This is a genomic window from Burkholderia sp. MSMB1459WGS, assembly GCF_001534535.1.
In the GTDB taxonomy this organism is placed as follows: Bacteria; Pseudomonadota; Gammaproteobacteria; order Burkholderiales; family Burkholderiaceae; genus Burkholderia.
The window spans coordinates 1-15,770 of record NZ_LPMU01000051.1 but is presented as its reverse complement, the minus strand read 5'-3'; the positions used below and the strand labels follow the sequence as shown (position 1 = coordinate 15,770).

10 protein-coding genes are annotated in these 15,770 nt (G+C 55.0%); 6 read left to right on the top strand and 4 right to left on the bottom strand.

The features are described 5' to 3' along the window. Positions 1–2 precede the first annotated feature (2 nt). The 4 genes from gmd to WT97_RS19460 all read right to left on the bottom strand — a co-directional run bounded on the left by gmd (position 3) and on the right by WT97_RS19460 (position 7,027). Positions 3–1,037 (bottom strand): GDP-mannose 4,6-dehydratase, encoded by a 1,035-nt coding sequence (gene gmd / locus WT97_RS19485; RefSeq protein WP_060354160.1) that lies wholly within the window; start codon positions 1,035–1,037, stop codon positions 3–5. Positions 1,038–1,241: 204 nt separating this feature from the next. Continuing rightward, positions 1,242–3,554 carry a glycosyltransferase gene (locus tag WT97_RS33140; RefSeq protein ID WP_156440287.1) on the bottom strand — a complete coding sequence of 771 codons (2,313 nt, stop codon included), beginning with the start codon at positions 3,552–3,554 and terminating at the stop codon, positions 1,242–1,244. After that, positions 3,481–5,508 carry a DUF4214 domain-containing protein gene (locus WT97_RS19465; RefSeq protein ID WP_060354156.1) on the bottom strand — a complete coding sequence of 676 codons (2,028 nt, stop codon included), beginning with the start codon at positions 5,506–5,508 and terminating at the stop codon, positions 3,481–3,483. The genes WT97_RS33140 and WT97_RS19465 overlap by 74 nt, the downstream gene beginning before the upstream one ends. A gap of 346 nt (positions 5,509–5,854) precedes the next feature. Then, the gene (locus tag WT97_RS19460; RefSeq protein ID WP_060354155.1) at positions 5,855–7,027 is read right to left on the bottom strand and encodes a polysaccharide biosynthesis/export family protein; all 1,173 of its coding nucleotides are present in this window, start codon (positions 7,025–7,027) and stop codon (positions 5,855–5,857) included. A gap of 142 nt (positions 7,028–7,169) precedes the next feature. Here WT97_RS19460 and WT97_RS19455 point away from each other — a divergent pair, with 142 nt between their 5' ends. From WT97_RS19455 to WT97_RS19435, 6 genes are all read left to right on the top strand, one after another. Continuing rightward, entirely contained in the window at positions 7,170–8,321 is a 1,152-nt protein-coding gene (locus WT97_RS19455) for a glycosyltransferase family 1 protein (RefSeq protein ID WP_060354154.1), read from the top strand. Then, positions 8,322–10,367: a capsular polysaccharide biosynthesis protein gene (locus WT97_RS19450; protein WP_082751441.1), complete on the top strand. Its 2,046-nt coding sequence runs from the start codon at positions 8,322–8,324 to the stop codon at positions 10,365–10,367. A gap of 41 nt (positions 10,368–10,408) precedes the next feature. Further along, complete coding sequence (locus tag WT97_RS19445) at positions 10,409–11,839, top strand: mannose-1-phosphate guanylyltransferase/mannose-6-phosphate isomerase (protein ID WP_060354153.1); 1,431 nt, start codon at positions 10,409–10,411, stop codon at positions 11,837–11,839. 263 nt (positions 11,840–12,102) lie between these two features. After that, positions 12,103–12,816, top strand: coding sequence for a Stf0 family sulfotransferase (locus WT97_RS33135; RefSeq protein WP_179949793.1), 714 nt, complete (start codon positions 12,103–12,105; stop codon positions 12,814–12,816). A gap of 610 nt (positions 12,817–13,426) precedes the next feature. After that, positions 13,427–14,434: a bifunctional 2-polyprenyl-6-hydroxyphenol methylase/3-demethylubiquinol 3-O-methyltransferase UbiG gene (locus WT97_RS19440; RefSeq protein WP_060354152.1), complete on the top strand. Its 1,008-nt coding sequence runs from the start codon at positions 13,427–13,429 to the stop codon at positions 14,432–14,434. Positions 14,435–14,832: 398 nt separating this feature from the next. Continuing rightward, positions 14,833–15,645 carry a mechanosensitive ion channel family protein gene (locus WT97_RS19435; RefSeq protein ID WP_060354151.1) on the top strand — a complete coding sequence of 271 codons (813 nt, stop codon included), beginning with the start codon at positions 14,833–14,835 and terminating at the stop codon, positions 15,643–15,645. Positions 15,646–15,770: the final 125 nt, after the last annotated feature.

Here is a 15,770-nt window from a genome sequence, read left to right as displayed (position 1 = left end):
CGTCAGAACGAAAAGCCAATTTCATTACGGCGAATATCCGCTTCGACCATCATTTCACAAAGCTGCTCGAGCGTGGTGCGAGGCACCCAACCAAGCTCCGCGCGCGCCTTTGCGGGATCGCCAATCAGCAAGTCTACTTCCGCAGGCCGGTAGAACTTCGGGTTGATTCTCACGATCACCTTTCCAGTCGCGACGTCGATACCGACCTCGTTCTCATCCTTGCCTTCCCACATGATGTCAAAGCCAGCAGCCTTTCCTGCCATACTGACGAAATCACGGACGGTCTCCGTCCGGTTGGTAGCCAGCACGTATGTGTCCGCCTTGTCCACTTGGAGCATGCGCCACATTCCTTCGACATACTCCTTCGCATAGCCCCAGTCGCGTTTGGCGTCCAGATTCCCGAGTTCAAGGATGTCGAGCTTGCCAAGGCGGATTTTCGCGATGCTATCGGTGATCTTTCTCGTTACAAACTCTCGGCCGCGCAATGGCGATTCATGATTGAAGAGAATCCCGCTGCTAGCGAATAAGTTGTAGCTCTCGCGGTAGTTCACCGTCATCCAGTGGGCATACAGCTTCGCTACCCCATAGGGACTGCGAGGATAGAAAGGCGTATCCTCGGTTTGAGGAACCGCTTGTACCTTGCCAAACATTTCAGAGGTGCTAGCTTGATAAAAGCGGATCGCGGGATTGACGATACGGATCGCTTCGAGAAGGTGAAGCGCTCCAATCCCGGTTATCTCGGCGGTAGTTACCGGCTGATCAAACGATACGCCGACGAAACTTTGCGCCGCGAGATTGTACACTTCTACTGCCCCGGTCTCCTGCAACAGTCTTATACTTGAACCGAGGTCTGTAAGATCATATTCGACTACGTGAAAGTCCGGATGTTTAGCGATCCCGAGTTCCTCGACGCGCCAAAAATTAACTGAACTGGTGCGTCGATAGGTTCCATATACCGTATAACCTTGCTCCAGGAGAAAATTCGCCAGATAAGCTCCATCCTGGCCAGTTATCCCGGTAATGATCGCTTTCTTCATGATTATTCAGACCTCTATATTTCCAATAGTTTTTACCGGCGCCCGCTTTTAGCGTGAAAAGCTTTCACGCAAGGCGACGTGCGCGCGACCATTCGCCCGACCAAATAAAGTGCAGTTCATGATACACAACGCACGTCATGTTTCTATCCGAGCAGTTCAATCAAATACCCCGCTCAACACCAGCGACCAGACTCGCGAAGCAACTCACTGGGGACTACCGCGACGCTGCTCGGCATGCTTGTGCATCGCTCGCATATATAAATCGACAAGCTGCCCCGAGATCACAGACGGCGAGAAGCGTCGTTCATATGCACTTCGACCGTCACGACCGAGAGTAAGTCTCTGCTTCGGGTTCTGAAGCAATTTCACAATAGCACCTGCGAGGTCGTCCGAACTCCCAGACTCGACAAGCAATCCACCGTTGCTTTCACCAAGGATTTCAGGGACGCCACCGACGTTGCAACCCACACAAGGAACACCAAACATCATCGCTTCGACATAAATCAAACCGAACGATTCGAACCGCGAAGGTGCGACAAATAGCGACGCACTCTGGAAAAGTGCATCCACCTCAGAATCAGAAATCTTCCCCAGGAAGTGGACCTGCTTCACCAGTTCCGGATAGCGTCGTGTGAAAATCTGACGGAACGTTTCTTTCGAATCAGGTGCCGGTATCTGGTCATCACCCGCGAGATTGAAGTGAACATCCGGGAAGCGTCGCAGTACTTTCGGAATCGCATCCAGTAGAACGTCAATGCCTTTACGAAGCTCCAAACGCCCGAGGAAAAACACCTCAAGCCTCGACTGCTGGCGCACCGTCAATCCACTTGATCGATCCTCGAGCGAAAGATTGCAGATTTCGACACTCGACGGATTCATTACAATATTGTTTCGCGCCTCTATTTCGTCAACGATCGCACGGCTGATAGCACGAATGGAATCACACTGGGCGAGAATGAAGTTTTCCGCCTCCAGCGCTGGTAGAACGAAGTTCTCCATGTGCTCCTTGTCATCGCGCCACTCCGGATGCGACTCCAATGCAATACCAAGTGAAGTCTGCAAACTCACCACAACCGGAAATTCAGCAAAAACAGTAAACGCAATTGCCTCGTTATCCCAAATGGGAGCCTCCACCACATCTACTTTATGTCGCGAATTGATTTTCCGAACCTCATCGAGCATCGCTCGAGAATAACACCATTGACTCGGATGTACTTTGAACGGAAGATCTGCTGGTTGATCGTCATACCAACCAGCGGTGAGACGATGGACCCATACCCCATCTTCCCAGTCGATTCGAGCGTCGCTTTGCACGAGCGTGAGAACATGGACGATATGGCCGAGGGCCGCAAGCGCTCTAGCTTGAACACCGATGAAGCGAGCAATTCCGGAATCCACAGCATCGTACTGCCGGCAAAGCAACACAACGCACAGTTGCGCCTCTCCGGTCAACCGCGTGGTGCTAGCTGGTAGAAAGTCCGACGCATGGCTTTTCAGTAAATCCGCTGTTAGATATTTCGCTGGCGCCTGATAGCGCTCAAGCGCGTCGTTACGGGCCTTTACATAAACAGCAGGAAGATTCGCAAGCTTCTCCGCAGGAAGTTCGCCATGCTCGACAAACCACTTTGCGTCTCGAAGGTGAGCTTGATAAACGTTTTCACCATGCGTCAAAACTTCGTCGATACCGACTTTGGGGCTCGCATAGCGCAACGCAAAGTACAAAGTATTTTTCAGAATCGGATAGTGATGCACCGTCGCCTTTCGCGCGTTTCGCATATGGCTAGGCAAGAACTTGTGATGCACCAACGCATGATCAATCTGAACGATCTTGTACCCAGCGTCGATTACCCGAACACACACGTCGGTCTCATCGAGAAAATACTCATATTCCTCGTCAAACCCACCGATATCGAGCAGCACGTCACGTCGAAACGAGCTATTCGTTCCGATCAGCGCGCTAAATTTGAACGCATGGGGAAAACTATAAAGGTCTGACGGATCTTGCTTTTCCTTCGGCCAAGCACTGCCAAATCGATCACAAATAATATTGGTAGCCTGGTAGTCGATACCGGTTTGGTCGAAAACATGACCACCTACGGCTCCGACGTCATCACTCGAGTAGGCCGCCAGCAATCGCTCCGCCCAGAATGGTTCCGGAAAAGCGTCATCGTCGATAAAGGCAACGACATCACCGGAAGACGCCGCAATGCCGACATTCCTGGAAACCGACAGATTAAATTCAGAGCATTTCAGAATCTTGATTCGACCCACATATTTCGAAAGAATCTGCTCCGTATGATCCGTGGATGGCCCGTTCACCACTACAATTTCCATTTGCGGGCAAGCCTGCTGAAAAAGCGAATTGATAGTTTTATCGAGGCTTGTCGCGCGATTGCACGTATTGATAACGACAGAGAGTGTCTTCGGATTTGCCCGCATCTTTTTACTCGACTTCCAGTTCCATTTCAAAGCACAGACCGTTTTTACGGCCACGCGCCAGCCATCGGACGGTTTCAAAGCCTGCTTCGCGCAATAACATGCTCAACTGATCCGGCATCAACATGTTGTAGTGAAAATCGCCACCGTAATCCTGTCCACCGAAGAGAACCGTGCGGAAATTTTCATACGGATAGGTTCCCCGATAATACTCTGCAAACATATGCTCAGCGTCAGGTACGATCACGTGTAGCTTTCCACCAGGCTTCACGATCGAACGCCAATAGGGCAGAACCTCTCGTCGCAACTGCTCTTGCGGAAAGTGCTCAAGCAGATGTGCCGCTCGCAAGACCGATACCTCGCCCTCACCAAATGGAAGACGAGTAGCTTCCGCAACAATATCAACCCCCGGCAATTCGCGAGAATCGACATTGAGATAATCGGCCAACGGAATGTGTCCGCAGCCAATGTTGAGCTTTACTCCTGTAAGACGGGCTTCTTCAACTTTCTCGGCATTAATGATTCGTGCCGACGTAGCTTCGGGTTTATCTGCAAATGCAGATGCAGCACCATACTTCAACTCGAATAGCGTTTCCCGTCGAACAAACTCGATACGGTTATAGGCGCGCTGAAGCGAAGCACGAATTTCGTCGACACTTTCGTTCAATGCCGCCGCGCCAGCAGCAAGCTGCTGCACACTGGCAACATGGCCTTCTGCTTTCTCCACAAACTCTGCTCTCACGTCATTCAGTGTTTGTTGCATAGCCGTGGACGCCCTATCTTGACTGTCGATCAGCTCACAAGCGCGGTCGATCCTTGACGCCAACTGACCCCGACTAATACTCTCTTGCTCAAGCCCTTGAACCAGCCGCGCACACTCCGCCTGCAGAGTTCCAAGTGCGCTGTCAATGATCTCGAGGCGCGCCTCCTGCTGTGCAATTTGATGAACTGATTGGTCCACCCGTCGCACTTCATTTGCAGCACGCGACGTCGAATGATCGACGAGTTGCTCAAGCACGCTGATACGCGAATGCACAGCCTGGGCCAGAGCGACGCACTCTTCGACCTTTGAAAAAGCATGCTCCAGTTCTTCGTTCTTCTGCTTCGTGTCAAGAAGCAATTTTGCCAAGTCTGCATCGTGCGCATCGAGAGCCGTTATAGCACGATCAAGTCGGCCGGAAATACTCGACTCCCAGCCCGGCGCTCCGGATTGTCCTATCTCTTGCCTAAGGGCAATCAGCCTTGTCAACTGATCACGCATCGTCGCAGGGATCGACGATGCGAAATTTCTGAACGCCTCCAGTTCATGATTTATCCGCTGAATTTCGGCCGTCAGTGCCGATACGGTCGAATGGAATTCGAAGGCGTCGCGTTGTGAAGCCTGCTCCCGTTCGTTGACGAGGTTAGCCTCCAAGCCCACCATCCGTCGCTCGACAGCGCGCATTGTCGCCGGGATTGATGAAGCGAAATTCCGGAGTGCATCCAGCTCTTCCGCGATCCGTTGAACGTCTGCTGCCAGGGTAGCCCCGGCTGAATGGGACGAGCCATTTGCGACTTTGGTCTCCAATGCTGCCAGCCGACGCTCAACATCGCGCATGTACTGGTGACTCGAGCTGATGGTATTGAAGATGGGGTCGAGATCACGCTGCTTCTCGAGCTGCGATTCCACGACCTCGATTCTTAGGCGGCCTTCGGAAGCGAGTTCGCGGCCTGCTCGAATATCACGCAAAACTGCAGGTGCATCGCCGACGAGCCGCAAGGCCGCGACGATTGTTCCCAAGACTGGAATCTCAATGATGCGGTCACCAACGGCGGCGACTGTCATGCCATGCACTCGCACCCCAAGCTTTCGCGCCTCCGCGCTTTTCGCAATACTACGCACAACCGCGAACTTACTCCTTCCACTGCCAAGCATCTTGCGATAATGTTGGCGCCCCTCCGGATCGGGCTCTCTCAACAAAATCTTTCGGTAGCATTGTTCGATGAGTTGTTCGCCGTTATAAGGCAAAAGCTCAGATAGGGTTATGGTCTGCATATTCTTGACTTGGAATGCGGATTGTTACGATAACAGAGGCCAACGCCGGCGGAACTTAGCTTACACTCGCCCCTCATTAATAAGAGCGAATCAGAACAAACCAGCGACATTAGTTCAAGCCACTGCTTAATAAAAATCTTGACCGCAGAAAGACTCAGTCCGCCCCAAACTTCGGGCACGAATGTGAATGCGCCATGCACAAAATTTCAGGACGAGTCCGATACTGCTTGCCCAATGGCCAACGATATCTGCACACATCCAATCCACGCTTGCCAAGGACAATAAATCGTAAGAATGCCAACAAACGCGGGGCACTAACCCCGCTCCGTCAGCATCGCCCGAAGCATCATTTGAATGTCTGCACGCCCGTCACTACCGGGTACGCCACTGAGAACACTAAATTCAATACCTTCTGGATCTCGGTGACCGGTGCGTTCGACACGTAAAGCAGATCCTTGTTGTCGATCATGAAGCTCTGGGCAACGAAAAACGAATTCGGATCCTTCAGATTCACGCGATACACGACCGGCACCTTGCCATCAGCCGTGGTACGAACAGGGGCGTTCGGCCATTGCAGCGCATTTGCATTCTCGAGCCGAAAAATAAACACCCCACGCGGATCCGAGCGTGAATCTTGCAGCCCGCCAGCACGCGCCAACGCCTGCGCGAGCGTAATACCCTGCGCCTCGAAGTTGAATTCCTGATTCTTTCCCGTCGCGCCAAGCGATGTGAAGCTATATGGCTGGAATAATGCCGTTACAACGTCCCCTGCATGCAGCGGGACGTTCTGGCGCGGGTCGCGAATAACGGTTTCCAGCGGCAACGATACGACCTTGTCACCACGCGTCACTTGAATCGTAATTTTGTCAATTGCCTGACGCACCCCGCCAGCACTCGCCAGCGCGTCGAGCACGCGCTCGCCACGAGCCGTAAGCTGCATACGATTGCTGCTTGCCACATCCCCGACTACGGTCACATATGATGTGACGTTTCGCGACAACTTGACCATAACCTGTGGATCGTGCGCCATATATTTCAGACGCCCCATAATCTCGCGCTGCAGCTGAATCGGTGTGCGCCCCGCAGCCCTAACGAGACCAATGAACGGTACGCTGACGTTCCCATCGCCATCGATCATCTGATCCGGCAGAACTGTCGCATGTGCACCACCGCCGACGCCGGTCTTTGCATCGGCCTGCATAGTACCGAATAGCGTTGCAGGCGGCGCTTCCCAGATCGACACCTCAATCGTGTCGCCAACGCCCAATTGCCGCTGAAATGCCGTCCCGTTGCCCAACGCAGCGGAGAAATCGGCATGGGTTCGTTCGGCCAGGAGCTTGCGCGCGACGTCGTCCGTGACATCGACGACCTGAATACCCGTAACATTTGATGCCTGAGCAGCATCATCAATCTGCGACCTGCTCGGCCCGGATGTAGGAATTGCCCCCGCACAGCCGGCCAGCAAGGCTGCTCCCCCGATAATCGAAACGCAAAGAGCATTCATCCGAACACGCGACATTGCTTGGTAGTCTTGGTAAATTACGGTCGGTGTAAATTGTCGCACGTAACAGAATCAAATAGAATGTCGCGAGCAAAAAAACCACGTCAGCGGGACTGGACGTCCCTGCCGCACATCCTTACCACAAAAATTTTGTATTCGCGTGTCACATATCTTGCTGGACATCACCCGCCTGCTGTCACGCCTCTACGACGGCTTGCGTCCAACTGGCGTGGACCGCGTGGGGTTGGCCTATGTGGAGCGGTATGCTGCGCAGGCAAACGCGGTACTGAGCGAGCGCGGATTTTCCGCTGTTCTAACCGAGAGAGATTCTCAGCAAGTGTTTGAAATGCTGCTGTCGTCAGCTCGTAATCGTTGTGCGATTCGAAAACTGACGGTGCGAGCCGTCTTGAACCAGCTGCACTTTAGAAATTTCGAACGTGGCATTTTGTTGCACACGAGCCACAACGGAATGGAATTTCAGCGCTATTACCGTGCCATGGCGCATCGGAAGGTGCGCTCTGTATTTATGGTGCACGATCTGATTCCACTCACGCACGCGGAATACTGCCGGCCCGGCGTCGACGATGCTCACCGGCTGCGTATTCATACTGCGTTGCAGCACGCCCAAGGTCTGATTGCCAATTCGCAGGCTACACTAGACTCGCTTGCCATCGAAGCCAACCGCGCTGAACTTCCTTTGCCGCCGACTGTGGTTGCGCCTCTGGCGTCCGGCGTCGCCATGCGCCCTCAAGGGGCGAGTCCTCTAAATCATCCGTATTTCGTCATGCTCGGCACTATTGAGCCGCGCAAGAACCACTGGTTCATGTTGCATGTATGGCGTAGGCTCGTCGAGCGACTCGGAGCTGCCGCGCCGAAGCTCGTCGTCATCGGGCGGCGCGGATGGGAATGCGAAAACGTGATCGATATGCTCGACCGGTGCTCAAGCCTGCGCGGCGTGGTCATAGAAGAAGCAGATTGTTCCGACGATCAGCTTCACAATTGGCTGCAGCACGCGCGCGCGCTTCTTTTCCCATCGTTTGTCGAAGGCTACGGGATGCCGCTCGTGGAGGCGCTCGCATTGCGAGTGCCCGTGCTCGCCAGCGATCTCGGCGTATTTCGCGAAATCGCGGGTGATATTCCAGACTATCTCGATCCGCTGGACGGCCTCAACTGGCTTGCTCACATCGAGGCATACAGCCAAGTAGAGTGCAGGGACCGCGATGCGCAACTCGCACGTATCGAGCGTTTTCGCGAACCGACGTGGACGGAACACTTTGTCCAAGTCGACAATTTCCTGGAAACACTGCGCTAGATGAGCGATCCGGCACGCCATTACCCGAATCTGCGTGATCCGGCATTTGATCTTCGCAGTATCACGCGCGGATCGCGTTTCACTAGTTGGCTGATGCGTCGATCGAATTACATCTGGACGGACACCCGCATAGGACGGCTGATGCTGCGCATCGCACGCGCCGCCGGGGTCGCCGTCCACGCAGCCTCACCGGGGCCCCTTTGGTCACGCAACGGCCGACGCACTGCGCTATTTTCTTGGTTCGTCGTGCATCGCACCGAAACCGGATCACAAACACTTTCCGACGCGATCGTGAGCGCATTTGCGACCACCAACGACGCGGGAACCTCACCTAACGTCGTAAAACTGATGCAGCGTGTGCTCGACAGCTATGCACTGGATCCGGAACATCGAGTACCTCGTTGCCCGCCAGCACTGCTGGCGCCAGCCCACGTCCCACGAGTGCTGCTGATCGACGAGCGCATGCGCGCTTCGTGTGCGGACGAATCGCCGAGCAAGCGTCGAGAGACCTTCAAACAGATGATTGAAACAGCGCTCGCCTCGCATCCCGACGCGCAATTCTGGATCGGACGCAGCGGCGACCACGGCACCGGTCACTGGTTGTCGTCATTGGTTCGCACCCTGCCGCCCGGCACCCAATATGTCGATGACGAATATTCGACATGCGCCGCACTTCGTCACGTCGATCATGTTTATACGCTGGCGGCGCCGGAGGGAATGTATGCACTGCTGGCCGGCATCCGCGTCCATACGTTCGGTACGCCCTACTATGCTGGCTGGGGACTCACGGATGATCATGACGCAACGTGCGCCCGCGCAACGCGGCCAACCTTGGCCGCGCTTTTCGATGTTGTATTCCTGCGTCTGGCGTATTACTTGAACCCGACGACACACGTGCCGGGCAGCCTTGACGCGTTGCTCGACAACATTGAATTGCAGCGCGCAATTGCAGCCCGGTTCGCCGATCTACGCAATGTGGTCGGTGTGCGCTTTCAGTGGTGGAAGCGCCCGTTCGCCACGCCGTTCCTCACGGCCGGTGGTGGTAGGCTACGCTGGACCCTTGAACCCGGCTCGCTTCGTCCTGGCGAATGCGCGGCGCTTTGGGGTGCACGCAGTTCGGAAGACTTACCTGAAGGCACGCGTTACGTGAGAATCGAAGACGGATTTCTCCACTCGACCGGCCTTGGCTCGGACATGATTGCCCCCTGTAGCCAAGTGATCGATATGACGGGTCTGTATTTCGACCCAAGCCGTCCGAACGACCTCACGACCCTGCTGAATGAAACGACATTCAGCGAAGAAGAACTCACGCGGGCTGCCGAGTTGCGGACGAGAATCGTTCAGTTCGGCTTGACGAAATACAATCTGGGTCGCCGCAAGCCAACGTGGCTCACGCCATCCGGGAAACGAGTTGTGCTCGTTCCCGGTCAAGTGGCCGATGACGCCTCCATTCGCCTCGGAACGCGCGCAATCTCGACCGCCGATGCCCTGCTGCGTGAAGTGCGCGCACGCCTCCCCGAAGCTTTTATCGTTTACAAACCCCACCCCGACGTCCTTTCGGGCAACCGGAGCGGCCTCGTTGATGCCGACCGACTAGCCGATGTTGTTGACATCGACTCGGATCTCATCTCTCTGATCGACGCGGCGGACGAAGTGCACACGCTGTCGTCACTCGCCGGCTTTGACGCATTGCTGCGCGGCAAGGCCGTATTCACGTACGGACTACCGTTCTACGCAGGCTGGGGCCTCACACATGATGCGCTTGCCCCCATACCCTGGCGAAGCCGTCGTCTGTCGCTCGACATGCTAACGGCAGGTGTAATGCTACGCTACCCAATCTATTGGGACTGGCGATTGAAGCTTTTCACGACACCCGAAGCTGTCATTCAGCGGCTCGCGCCTCTCGCGGCGCGCCCGCTCGCCCGAATAAGTGCCGATCATATGCGAACCCTCCTGAAGGTCTCGCGCTGGAGTCGCAATGCGATGCGTCACCTATCTTGGCGCTGGCGGCAATTCATGCGGAAACGGGCTCACGAATTGTCGTGAACCAATTACTCAATTAGAAACTTGACTCAGGGATTGCAACCATGAACATCCATCCGGTCATTCTGTGCGGCGGCAGCGGCACTCGCCTTTGGCCGATGTCGCGCGGCGGTTATCCGAAGCAATACCTGAAGCTGACGGGCGATCAGACGCTCGTCCAGCAGACAGCTGCTCGCCTTCAACACATCCCAGGCACCACTGCCCCCATCGTCGTCACCAATAACGAGCAGCGCTTCCTGGTCGCGGAACAACTCCGTCAGGCCAGCATTACGCCACTGTCGATCGTGCTGGAGCCGGTAGGTCGCAACACCGCACCCGCGATCGCGATTGCCGCGCTGCTCGCATTGCGCGAATCCCCTAACGCGCTGCTGTTGGTACTGCCGTCGGATCACGTCATCCTCAACGAACCGGCATTCGTCGCTGCAGCAACCGAAGCGGCGGCTATCGCAGCAGACCAGCACCTCGTCACCTTCGGTATCACACCGACGGAAGCACACACCGGCTTCGGCTACATCCGCCGCGGCCCGGCCATCGTCGGCGACAAGGAGGTCTACAAGGTTGATGCGTTTGTCGAAAAGCCCGACGCCTCGACGGCCGAGCGCTTCCTTAACGACGGCAACTACTACTGGAACAGCGGCATGTTCATGCTGAAGGCGTCCACATACATGGAGGAGTTGCATCGTCACGCACCGGAGATTGCCCGTCAGGCAGAACTCGCATTCGAATCCGCCAAGCGGGACAACGACTTCGTTCGTCTCGACGCGGATGCGTTCGCCGCCTGCCCCAACGTCTCGATCGATTATGCGGTGATGGAGCATACCGAGCGCGCTGCTGTCATCGCTGCGGCCGATCTCGGCTGGAACGACATCGGGTCGTGGAGCGCACTTGCGGATATCGCGAACCTCGACGAACAGAATAATGCGTTGATCGGCGATGTCTTCACCGACGCGGTGAAAAATTCATACATCCGCGCAGAGCATCGGATGGTTGCAGCGATCGGCCTCGACAATATTGTTATCGTCGAAACCGCCGACGCCGTGCTGGTTGCGCATCGCGACAAAACCCAAGACGTCAAGAAAATCGTCGAGTGGCTGAACGCATCGGGGCGCCACGAGTCGGTCACGCATCGCCGCGTAGTCCGTCCATGGGGATCATACGAAGGCATCGATCAGGGCGACCGCTTTCAAGTCAAACGCATCATCGTGAACCCCGGCGCACAGTTGAGCCTGCAAATGCATCATCATCGTGCCGAGCACTGGATCGTCGTCAAGGGCACAGCAATGGTCACGAACGACAGCAAGGAAATCATGCTGACCGAAAATCAGTCGACCTACATCCCGCTTGGCGCAATACACCGCCTGAGCAATCCCGGCAAGATCCCGCTCGAGTTGATCGAAGTGCAATCCGGCACATACCTTGGAGAAGACGATATCGTTCGCTTCCAAGACACGTATGGTCGAGAGTCCACACAGTGATATCGGCAATAACAGGCAAAATGGCGAGCGAGACAGATCAAAACTTCCGTATCTGGGACCACGCGACGAGTCGTGCGCCCGCCATTGCCCTGTCATACCAATATCCAATCAAAGCGCTTGAGTACAAAGGACATTCAGCCACTGGGTAACCAGTTGATGCCCCACCCCGCGACGAGATAAATTCAAAACGAACTACCGACAAAAATACCTGCAAGATGCCGACCGCACACACCGCAACGGCATCAGGGAAGCGAGAAGATACCATGAGAAAAACACTTTATATTGCCAGTGAAGTCCGCTCAGGGTCGACATTCATTGCCGAATCCATTTCGTACTATCTCAACGAGCGATTTGGATATCAATTCTGGGATTTGGCACAGGAGCGATTCTCCGCCTTACATGCAGAATCGAACACAGACGAGATAATGGGCATCCAGAGCACCCTATACCTTAATCCTCAAGGATGGGCCTCGTCGAAGATTATGTGCAAGGCACTATCCATCATAAAGCGAGAATCGACGCATTCCGAAGCATTAAAAAATGCCTTCTTTGGGCCAAATGCCTACTGGATCGTAATAAGAAGAAAAAACAAAATACAACAAGCAATCAGCCTCGCGATGGCGAAAAAATCCGGGCTTTATCATTATTATGGCGATCCCAATGATGCCCCAGACAATACCATCACCCCCAATCAAGCGGAAATCGAGGAAGCGCTCAAATCAATTTTACTCTCAGACATCTATCTCGAATCATTCGCAAGCACCTTACCACCGGATCGTCACATAGAGATAAGCTATGAAAATTTCCTCGAGACGAAGATTGAACATCTCAACAAGATCAATGCACTATGCAACTTCCCCACTGATGAAGAAGCAACCAAAGAAATCAACCTCGCAAAAATAAAACAAACCGCACAAAGCGAGAAAAAGGCAGCCCGATCCAAATTCATTGACTGGTTTTTGGAAAATTACCACTGAGCGAAAAATCACACCAACATCAACTCAAGCCCATACCATGCATTCCGCAAAAACCTGACGAGTTCACGTCGTTTTATATTCAAAATGAGGTACCGAAACCAGCTTTTTTCATGGCCGCCCTCACAACCAACTAACGAGACAACGCAGTGGCGCGGGCAGATACAGCGCGGCACCCTACCCGCCTCCCAAACGCGCAAGCATTTATGCTTATTTTTTATATGGTGAATATATGCCAGCACGCCCGCAAGATGACCAAGCCGATCGGCATATGCTCGCCCCCTCACACCCGTCGTCGCAGGTGCAACGCGCAGCCTGACGGTTTGCGTTGCGATCGCCAAGTTGCACCTCTAGGTCGCCGTTCGCCCCGATAGCTTCCCTTATTTTGCGAGTCCGCTTCGCTATTTCTTCCATATACTGTCACCCGAAACATCCGAATCTTTTTGTCTCACTCGCGTAAACAACAGGATGTACACACGTTCTGGGACGTGCAAACAGTCCTTGGCCAACACTGAAAACAACGAGGAACATCCGGATGAGATCAGACACACAAACCAGCAGCCGAAGCAAGATCACGATCACTCGGGAGACATTCGCCCAACGCCAGGCAGACATGACGTCCAACTGGTATGAGGGGGTCAAGCAACGCGAGGGAGACGTCGATGCCTACATTGCAAAGCGGCACGACGCCTATCTTGGGCGATGGAAAGAGGCTACCCGGTTTATTCGCGACGGATCGAAGGTACTGGATGTCGGCGGCGGCAACCTCTTTCCGAAGTTGCTCGACTATTTGACGGATCGCAAATTTGATTACTGGTATCTCGACGTGGACCAACGAGCAGTGGATGGTTCGCGCGCAAGTGCGGCAGCTTACGGAATTCCTGGCGATCATTTCGCGTTTGGTTACAATGATCAGTTCTCTTTCCCGGATTCGACCTTCGATGCGGTTTTCTCGTCGCACTGTATCGAACACAGCTTCGATCTGTTCAGCACATTCCGCGAACTGAACCGCATCATTAGAACCGGCGGCAACCTGTTGATGGCAGTGCCCTTTGGTTGGGAAAAAAATCCGGAGCATCCGTACTTTTTTGGGCCAAATCATTGGGTGGCACTAGTCGAAGATGCCGGATTCGAGATACGAGTAGCGCAGGTCGGAAGCGAATACCCCGAGGTCGGCCACGATTTCTTCATCGCTGCTCGCAAGATTGGCGAACCGCGTCTGGACTGGCGCATCAAGCCTGATGATTACCGAAAGGATTCGTACACCTTTGCCAACCACGATGACGTAGCTGTACGCTATATCGGAAATCATTCCCTGACGACCAACAAGGACGGCTCGCACATGCGTGGTAGCAACTGGGCTATCCGCGTAAATTTCCCGAACGCCGTCGAGGTGCTACCCGTCTTTCACAATCATAGCTGGTCGGGCATCGTGCAGATCACTGGAGGCGCCCAGATCTCACACCACGACCTCTTTTCGTGGTTCCCCACCGTGCAGCCGGCGCGCCACCTCATTACCGCGCCCAAGCATAAAGATCGTGAACTGATAATTCAGCCTTGTGGCAAGAATCCGGCCAGCCGCGAGATGGAAGCCGTGGTTTACGGGTTCATGTATCGTTAATCTTGCTATCCCAGCAAATCAACGCAGAACGCGGAACAAAGCAATCGTCGTCGAGGCAACGCGCCAGCGCCAGTAAGATGAACGCCCCCGGGGCGCTCGGCGTGCCGGCATGGGTAGCTCTTGGCACAACAACCGCTTAGCACTGTGCGGGCCATTCAGCCTCCGCGATATAACGCTTAGACGTTCGACTCCGAGTGCACTGTCGGTAATTCGCCCCGCTTGCTGGTAATTGGCAGCACCATCCTTGATAACAATCATTCGTTTCGAGTCGGAATTCTGGTCCCAAGAATTCCATGCAAACGTTCCGGATAACCTGGAATATCATCGCCCTCATGCCAACGGTGAAGAAATTTCCGTCATGATATGAATTTATTTACATATTCCGACTAGGAGAACGCATGATCGATCTCGCCACCGCCCAGCAATTCCTGATGACCCGCGGCCTCGACTTCGGCCTGAACCTCCTCGCCGCGATCGTCCTGTGGTTCGTCGGCCGCTGGGCGATCCGCATCGGTACCCGCCTGCTCGGCAAGGTCGTACGCCGCAGCGGCAAGGTCGACCCGACGCTCACCGACTACCTGACTTCCGTCGTCGGCGTGCTGCTGACGATCCTGCTGATCCTCGCGATCCTGCAGATCTTCGGCGTACAGACCACCTCGTTCGCCGCGCTGCTCGCCGGCCTCGGCCTCGCGATCGGCACGGCCTGGGGCGGCCTGCTCGCGCATTTCGCCGCCGGCGTGTTCATGCAGGTGCTGCGCCCGTTCAAGATCGGCGACGTGATCAGCGCGGGCGGCGTCACGGGCACGGTGAAGGAGCTCGGCCTGTTCGGCACGACGATCATCACCGCCGACAACATCGTGACGATCGTCGGCAACAACAAGATCTTCTCGGACAACATCGCGAACTACAGCGCGACGCCGCACCGCCGCGTCGACCTGACCGCGAAGATCGCGAACAGCGTCGACGCGGCCGATGCGATCAACCGCCTGAAGACGCAGATCCAGTTGGTTCCGAACGTGCTGAAAGTGCCGGCACCGGACGTCGGCGTGCTGCAGTTCACGCCGGAAGGCCCGCTGCTGTTCGTTCGCCCGTCGACTCAGCCGGAGAACTACTGGCAGGTGTACTGCGACACCAACCGCGTGATCCTCGAGACGTTCCGCGACGCCGGCTATCCGACGCCCGAAACGCCGATCTCGCATCGCAACACGTAAATGCAAGCAGCGGTCGACCCGCATGGACGAAAAAAAGCGTGGCACTCGTGATCTGCTCTAGAAATCCTGGACACAAATGAGTGTTAGTGTTTCGGAGGCAATTTTCCCAATAGGAACGGGAGGTT

What these genes read in the sequence shown, in the direction of transcription:
- WT97_RS19460 (WP_060354155.1), bottom strand. Translation starts at nt 7,027, where the DNA reads ATGTCGCGTGTTCGGATGAATGCTCTTTGCGTTTCGATTATCGGGGGA.
- WT97_RS19450 (WP_082751441.1), top strand. Translation starts at nt 8,322, where the DNA reads ATGAGCGATCCGGCACGCCATTACCCGAATCTGCGTGATCCGGCATTT.
- WT97_RS19445 (WP_060354153.1), top strand. Translation starts at nt 10,409, where the DNA reads ATGAACATCCATCCGGTCATTCTGTGCGGCGGCAGCGGCACTCGCCTT.
- WT97_RS19465 (WP_060354156.1), bottom strand. Translation starts at nt 5,508, where the DNA reads ATGCAGACCATAACCCTATCTGAGCTTTTGCCTTATAACGGCGAACAA.
- gmd (WP_060354160.1), bottom strand. Translation starts at nt 1,037, where the DNA reads ATGAAGAAAGCGATCATTACCGGGATAACTGGCCAGGATGGAGCTTAT.
- WT97_RS33135 (WP_179949793.1), top strand. Translation starts at nt 12,103, where the DNA reads ATGAGAAAAACACTTTATATTGCCAGTGAAGTCCGCTCAGGGTCGACA.
- WT97_RS19435 (WP_060354151.1), top strand. Translation starts at nt 14,833, where the DNA reads ATGATCGATCTCGCCACCGCCCAGCAATTCCTGATGACCCGCGGCCTC.
- WT97_RS19440 (WP_060354152.1), top strand. Translation starts at nt 13,427, where the DNA reads ATGACGTCCAACTGGTATGAGGGGGTCAAGCAACGCGAGGGAGACGTC.